This window comes from Mesorhizobium sp. Mes31 (assembly GCF_024519675.1).
Taxonomy (GTDB): domain Bacteria; phylum Pseudomonadota; class Alphaproteobacteria; order Rhizobiales; family Rhizobiaceae; genus Mesorhizobium.
On record NZ_JALJRL010000012.1, the window covers coordinates 221,607 to 225,720 of the forward strand.

The following is a 4,114-nucleotide window of genomic DNA, read 5'->3' on the forward strand; positions in this document are numbered from 1 at the left end:
TCCGAGAACCGGAGCGGAGCGTACTTAAAGTACGTGAGCACCGGAAGCGCAGGAAAACACCGTTTGCAGACCGGCCTCACCTGAATATCAATACGCCTTAGGCGGGGTCTTTTGACGTGTGACCCTTGCGGTCGGAATGGCCGAGATCGCGATCCGGGTCGATGACATCGCGGACCAGCTGCTTGAGCTTGGCCGCGTCCGGAAAACCGCCGTCACGCTTGCGGTCCCAGACCAGCACGTCGTTGCAGGAAACGGTGAAGATGCCGCCGGTGCCGGGCACCAGCGTCACTTCGCCGAGATCCGTGCCGAAGGTGGAGAGCAGTTCCTGCGCCATCCAGCCGGCACGCAACAGCCACTGGCACTGTGTGCAATAGGTGATGACGATCCGGGGTTTCTCCAACAGGCTCATCCTTGAGTCTCGCGCATACGGACGGTTGTGTCGGCAACCCGATCATGTATCGGCTCATTGCCCAAAGCTATCGATAGTCCGATCCAGACGGGCCAGATCAAAGCCAAAGCAAGCGCGGCGAATGCGCAGACAAATTCCAACCGAGAATAAGTCGGTGCGGATCCCGGAACGCTGCTCCAAGTCTGAAACGCAAACCAGGCCCCAGTCAGTACGACAGGAAAAGTGCCGAGGAATTTTATCACCTGCCGACGAGCCGCTTTTTGTATGGCCAGCCCTCTTCCATGCCAATCGTACTCGTCATGCACGACGAGCGCCAAAGCCCGCTTGCCGACCGACCGGCCAGAGGTTGCCTCCATTACAAGAAGATAGGTCGCCAGAACGAGCAATTCGAGGAAACCTAAATCCAATGCTGCTGGTCGAAGATTCCCCTTCGGATCAAGGTCGATCGAAACGGCCTGGGTTGCCCCCGATTGGGTATCCGTGCTTGTGCCGACTATCCATTCGGCGACCGGAACACCAAACACGGATGTCTTACACGCCTGCCAGTTGTAGCGGGCAAGCGAAGGATTTCCATTGACGGTGGCTGACTGGCATAATCTCCAGTTTAGCCAGAAATGGCCTTTCACCCCACCGTCGGTCAGCAGGAACAAACCTGCTACCAGCGAATAAAGGGGTATGAGCACGACAAGATAGTCGATGAGCGCCGCGAAAAGCCGTCGCCAAAAGCCGCCGGGGCGAGGCCAAGCCGTCGCATCGGCAAGTTCAATCCCTTCGTCAGTCATCTCCCCTCCCGTCGATAACTGACGATCTATACTTTAGAGAGGGCGTCTTATGATATCGGGATACGCGTCAATCGTGCGGCGTTTCCACAGCTCATGCCGCGCTGAGCTTGGCCATCGTCTCGTCGTCGACCTCGAAGTTGGCGTAGACGCTCTGGACGTCGTCGTCATCCTCGAGCGTGGCGACCAGCTTCATCAGCGACTGTGCCCGCTCCTCGTCGACCGGAACATTGTTCTGCGGCTTCCAGATCGGCTTTACCGATTCAGCCTCGCCGAGCGCGCCTTCCAGTGCCTTCGACACCTCACCGAGATTTTCGAAGGCGCAATAGATGGTGTGGCCTTCCTCATCGGACTGCACGTCGTCGGCGCCGGCTTCGATCGCCGCGTCCATCACCTTCTCGGCGTCACCGACCGATGCCGGGTAATAGATCTCGCCGGCACGGTCCCACATGAACGACACCGAGCCGGTTTCGCCCATCGCCCCGCCAGCCTTGGTGAAGGCGGCGCGCACATTCGACGCCGAACGGTTGCGGTTGTCGGTCAGAGCCTCGACGATGACGGCGACGCCGCCTGGACCATAGCCCTCGTAGCGCACGGCTTCGTAATTCTCGGCATCGCCCATCGAGGCCTTGTTGATGGCGCGCTGGATGTTGTCCTTCGGCATCGACACCGCCTTGGCGTTCTGCACGGCAAGGCGCAGGCGCGGGTTCATCGATGGATCGGGCGTGCCGCTCTTGGCGGCAACGGTGATTTCGCGCGCCAGCTTGGAAAACATTTTCGACCGCACCGCGTCCTGACGGCCCTTGCGGTGCATGATATTCTTGAACTGTGAATGGCCAGCCATGGCACCCCTGTCGTGTTCGGCTAGAGCATCCCGCAGCCAGGCAGATCACCTCGCCTTTTGCAAAATGCTCGAATTCAAAATTTCAAAACGTCCTTGATGCGTCCCGAGGACGTATGGCGCTCTCTGTCGGAATGGCCGGCTTATAGATAAATCGGCTCAATTCGTCCAGCCGCACCGCGCACAGGACGCATGACAGGGGCTGCCGCAGGCGCTCACCCCTCCAGATCGGACTTCAGCCGGTCGATGATGCTGAGCGCATGGCCGGCATACTGACTGATCCAGCGGTCGTGAATCTGCTTGATCGGCAGCGCATTGAGATGGTTCCAGCGCTCGCGCCCGTCGCGGCGCGCGACAATCAGATCGGCCTCTTCCAGCACCTTGAGATGCAGCATGACGGTGCAGCGATCGATGTCGGGGAAGGCGTCGCACAGCATGCCGGTGGTCTTCGGCGTGTCCTTCAGCTGATCCAGCATTTCGCGTCGGCGTGGATGGGCCAGCGCCTTGAAAACATTGTCGTCTTGCGATCGGCTTGACATGTTATATTTCTATAACATATTGTTCGATCGAGCAAGGAAGGAGCTGTGGATATGTCCCTTGGATTCCGGGTTTCCGGACGCATCGGCAGGCCGGTCGCCGAAGTCTTCGACGCCGTCGTCAACCCTAAGAAGCTCAGCGGCTATTTCACCACCATCGGCGGCGCCAGCGCGCCACTGGAGGCCGGCGCCGGAGTCGTCTGGTGGGGCAAAGTGCCGGTCGAGGTCGATGAAGTGGTCAAGGACAGCCGCATCGTGCTGCGCTGGGATGCCACCGACGCCGACGGCAAGCCGGCCTACAAGACGCGCATCGAGATGAATTTCGAGCCGCTCGACGATGGCGGCACCTTCGTCACCATCGCCGAGAGCGGGTGGCAGGAAGGCGCGGCCGGGCTGAAGAAATCCTACCTCAACTGCGAGGGCTGGTCGCAGATGCTGGCCTGCATGAAGGCCTATGTCGAATACGGCATCAACCTGCGCGACGGCTATTACCGCAGCGAGATGAAGGGCGAACCCGCCAACGAGACCAACATCTGAGTGACGGAGGTAAAGCGATGAAGAAAGTGACGCCATTCCTGATGTTCGAGGGCAAGGCCGAGGAGGCAATGACCCTCTATTGCGAGACCATTCCCGACAGCGGCGTCCTTGACGTCACGCGTTACGGCCCCGGCGAAGACGGCCCGCAAGGAACGGTCAAGCTGGCGCGCGTCTCCATCGCCGGCCTGGAAGTCATGGTCTACAACAGCCCCGTACACCATGCCTTCACGTTCACGCCGTCGGTCTCGCTGTATGTGGACTGCTCCTCCGAGGAGGAGCTGAACCGGATCGTCGAGACGCTGGCAAAGGATGGCGGGTTCCTGATGCCGCCCGACAATTACGGCTTCAGCCGCCGCTTCGCATGGCTGAACGACAGGTTCGGCGTCTCCTGGCAGGTCAACCTGGCATAGAAAGCTGGACAGCAAGCGGCCGGTAGGCACGGGGGCTGACCGGCTGACAAAATCAGCGACGATCTATCGAAGGAAAGTTGCCATGGACATTCACCAGACACCAACCGCCGAAGCCGGCATGCTGATCCGGCGGCCCGTCGCCGACGTGTTTGAAGCCATCGTCGATCCGGCCGTCACCACGAAATTCTGGTTCACCCACGGCAGCGGCCGGCTGGACAGCGGCAAGGACGTTCGCTGGGAATGGCGCATGTACGACGTCTCGACGACGGTCGTTGTCAGCGACATCGTCGCGAATGAAAAGATCGTCATGCAATGGAGCGATCCGCCGACCACGGTGGTCTGGACCTTCACCAAAATGCCAGGCGAAGCGACCTTTCTGCAGGTTCGCAACTTCGGCTTCGCCGGCAATGGCGACGAGCAGGTGAAAGAGGCCATCGGTTCAACCGGTGGCTTCTCGCTCGTGCTGGCCGGCGCCAAGGCCTGGCTGGAGCAGGGTCAGACGCTGGGCCTGATCGGCGACCGCCATCCGAAGGGTGTGCCGGGGCATTAGAGCATGATCCCGAAAAGTGGAATCCGGTTTTCGGGAAAGATCATGCTCAAAC

Annotated in this window: 7 protein-coding genes; 3 read left to right on the forward strand and 4 right to left on the reverse strand. The window is 60.1% G+C overall.

Annotated features, from left to right (window positions below; all coding sequences use genetic code 11):
• Positions 1-97 precede the first annotated feature (97 nt).
• The 4 genes from NR193_RS21485 to NR193_RS21500 form a co-directional block, all read right to left on the reverse strand.
• Complete coding sequence (locus tag NR193_RS21485) at positions 98-409, reverse strand: SelT/SelW/SelH family protein (protein WP_256752759.1); 312 nt, start codon at positions 407-409, stop codon at positions 98-100.
• Positions 406-1,191, reverse strand: coding sequence for an RDD family protein (locus NR193_RS21490; RefSeq protein WP_256752760.1), 786 nt, complete (start codon positions 1,189-1,191; stop codon positions 406-408). Before NR193_RS21490 ends, NR193_RS21485 begins: the two co-directional genes overlap by 4 nt.
• 91 nt (positions 1,192-1,282) lie before the next feature.
• Positions 1,283-2,032, reverse strand: a complete 750-nt coding sequence (locus NR193_RS21495; protein WP_256752761.1) for a YebC/PmpR family DNA-binding transcriptional regulator — start codon at positions 2,030-2,032, stop codon at positions 1,283-1,285.
• A gap of 212 nt (positions 2,033-2,244) precedes the next feature.
• Entirely contained in the window at positions 2,245-2,568 is a 324-nt protein-coding gene (locus NR193_RS21500; protein WP_256752762.1) for a helix-turn-helix transcriptional regulator, read from the reverse strand.
• A 51-nt stretch (positions 2,569-2,619) separates the two neighbouring features.
• On the opposite strand from NR193_RS21500, the gene NR193_RS21505 reads away from it, so the two are divergent.
• From NR193_RS21505 to NR193_RS21515, 3 genes are all read left to right on the forward strand, one after another.
• Positions 2,620-3,102 (forward strand): SRPBCC domain-containing protein, encoded by a 483-nt coding sequence (locus NR193_RS21505; RefSeq protein ID WP_256752763.1) that lies wholly within the window; start codon positions 2,620-2,622, stop codon positions 3,100-3,102.
• A gap of 17 nt (positions 3,103-3,119) precedes the next feature.
• Complete coding sequence (locus NR193_RS21510; protein WP_256752764.1) at positions 3,120-3,512, forward strand: VOC family protein; 393 nt, start codon at positions 3,120-3,122, stop codon at positions 3,510-3,512.
• An 82-nt stretch (positions 3,513-3,594) separates the two neighbouring features.
• Positions 3,595-4,062, forward strand: coding sequence for an SRPBCC family protein (locus tag NR193_RS21515; RefSeq protein ID WP_256752765.1), 468 nt, complete (start codon positions 3,595-3,597; stop codon positions 4,060-4,062).
• Positions 4,063-4,114: the final 52 nt, after the last annotated feature.